2 protein-coding genes are annotated in these 2,359 nt (G+C 72.9%); one reads left to right on the top strand and one right to left on the bottom strand.

Features of this window, described 5'->3' with window-relative positions; translation table 11 throughout:
* The coding region (locus tag BQ8008_RS14015) for a uroporphyrinogen decarboxylase family protein (protein ID WP_442778201.1) at window positions 1-384 on the bottom strand (384 nt) is incomplete at its 3' end.
* Between the two features lie 420 nt (window positions 385-804).
* On the opposite strand from BQ8008_RS14015, the gene BQ8008_RS00035 reads away from it, so the two are divergent.
* A complete protein-coding gene (locus BQ8008_RS00035; protein WP_108832279.1) occupies window positions 805-2,322 on the top strand; it encodes a glutamyl-tRNA reductase in 1,518 nt (505 codons plus the stop codon).
* The last annotated feature ends 37 nt before the right edge of the window (window positions 2,323-2,359 follow it).

Genomic DNA, 2,359 nt, shown 5'->3' with positions numbered 1-2,359 from the left:
GACCGAACTGGTCGCCCACCGCTTCGGGGACGGCCCCGCCCCGGGGCCGTCCCCGAAGCGGTGGGCGACCAGTTCGGTCACCTCGCCCGCGCTGCGCACCGGGGTGTCCAGCACCGGTCCCACGCCCTCCTCGATCCGCACCTCCACGCCCGCCAGGCGCAGCGGCACCATGATGTCGGAGAAGAGGACGGCTGCGTCGACGCCGTGGCGCCTTACTGGCTGCAACGTCGCCTCGGCCGCGAGCCCCGGATCCAGGCAGGCCTCCAGCATCGGGATGCCGGCGCGCCCCCGCAGCGCGCGGTACTCCGGCAGGGACCGGCCCGCCTGACGCATGAACCACACGGGCGTGCGTGCGGGTCTGCGGCCCGCCAGCGCCTCCAGGATCGCGGGCTCCGCCGAGGAGGCTCCGCCGCCGTCGCCCCGGCCGCCTGCGCCGCTGCCTTCACCACTCCTCCCGCCGTCTGCGCCGCCCTCGCGGTCGGTCGAACCGGGCTCGCGCGCCTGCCCGGCGTCAATTGAATTGCGTGAAGGTTCGCTGACGAAATCGCGGTTGTCGTCCGCGGAATAATGACGCCGTGTGCTTTCCTTGCGATAAGGAAACTGAATCCGAGACATATTCACCAACCTCTTCGTGTGCGTGCTCGAAGATGAGTCATCCGCATAGTGACGCGATATTCTCTGCGTTGCTCTGATAATGACAGGATGTCAGAAATAGCGTGGTGACGCATTGTCCTGACGCCGAGCCCATCTCGCCACGCCGCTATTGTGCCCGTACCCTGCACTGATGTTTCAATAGCGCTCGCTGTGACTACTCATCTTCTCTCCGCTGACCACCGACTCCCGGGCCTCGACGTTGTCGCCCGGCTGGGCGCGGTGGCCTCCGGGCTGGGGACGGCCCTCATGGCGGCCGTGCCCGCGCTGCGCGGGGTCGTCGTCCTGTCCACCTGCAACCGCCTGGCCCTCTTGGTCGACGCCGACTCCTGGGCTGACACCGGATGCCCCGCCGCCCTTGACTCGACCACCCTCCACGCAGGCTCCGCCAACCCGACCGCCACGACGGAGGCCGCTGCCGGGGCCGGGCCCGCAGCGCCGTCGGACCTGGGGCAGACCATCTCCGACCTCCTGGCCGAGCGCGCCGGCCTGACTCCCAGTGGCCTCCATCTGTCCCACCTGGTCGGAGCGGCCGCCCGCCGCGAGATGCTCGCCATCGCCGCGGGCCTGAGCTCGATGGTGGTCGGTGAGGGCCAGATCGTCGGCCAGGTCCGTCGCGCCGCCGAGGCCGCCGCCGCCGAGGGCACGCTCAGCCCCGAGCTCGTGCGGATCATCGAACGGGCCTCGGCCACCGCCCGCCGGGTGGCCCACGAGACCGAGCTGTCCGGCCAGGGGCGCAGCATCGTCGCCGTCGGCGTTGATCAGGCCGCCGACCACCTGCCGCCGCTGGACGGCTGCCGTGCTCTCATCGTGGGCACCGGTTCCTACGCCGGCGCCACCGTCGCCGCCCTGCGTGCCCGCGGCCTGACCGACATCGCCGTCTACTCCGCCTCCAACCGCGCCGAGACCTTCGCCGCCGGCCACGACCTGCGCGCCGTCCCCGCCGGAGCCCTGAGCGGGGCCATGAGCCGCACCGACCTCGTCGTCACCTGCCGTGGTACGGGCAGGCCGATCCTCACCGCCGACGTCGTCGCCCCCGTCGCCGCCGACCGGGCTGCCGGCCGTCCGCTGGTCATCCTCGACCTGGCCCTGACCCATGATGTCGATGAGGCGGTCGGCGCCCTACCCGGCGTCGTCCACCTCGACCTGGCCGGTGTGCGCGACGCCGTCCCCGACGCCGAGGCCGAGCAGGTGGCCTCCGCCCGCGCCATCGTTGACGCCGAGGCCGTCGACTTCGAACGTTCCCTGGCCGGCCGAGCCATGGACCCTCTCATCACCGCCCTGCGCGCCCAGGTGGGCCGCGTCGTCGCCGAGGAGGCCGCGCGTCTGCGCCCGCAGCCCGCGCGCCGACCCGCCCTGGCCGTGCCCGCCGTCGACGGGCGCGCCGGAACCGGAGCCGGCGGCGTCAACAGCGCCGACGCCGCCGCGGGCGCCTGCCCCCATCGTGACGTCCACGCCGAGCCCGGCCTCGAGATCGCCATGGATGCCGATGGCGAGCAGATGATCTCCCTCGCCCAGGCTGAGCGCGCCCTCCACCACCTGGCCGCCCGACTCCTCCACCAGCCCACCGTCATGGCCCGTCGCGCCGGCCAGGAGGGCCGCGAGGAGGCCTACCGCCAGGCCCTCGAGCTCGTCTGGGGCCTGGAGACCACAGGAGATGCCCATGACTGACAGGACTGCATCCACAACGCCCGCCGCGCCGCCCCCC

The organism is Actinomyces sp. Marseille-P3109, from assembly GCF_900323545.1.
Lineage (GTDB): Bacteria > Actinomycetota > Actinomycetes > Actinomycetales > Actinomycetaceae > Actinomyces.
The sequence above is the reverse complement of the archived record's forward strand: the minus strand, read 5'-3'. Positions and strand labels throughout refer to the sequence as shown.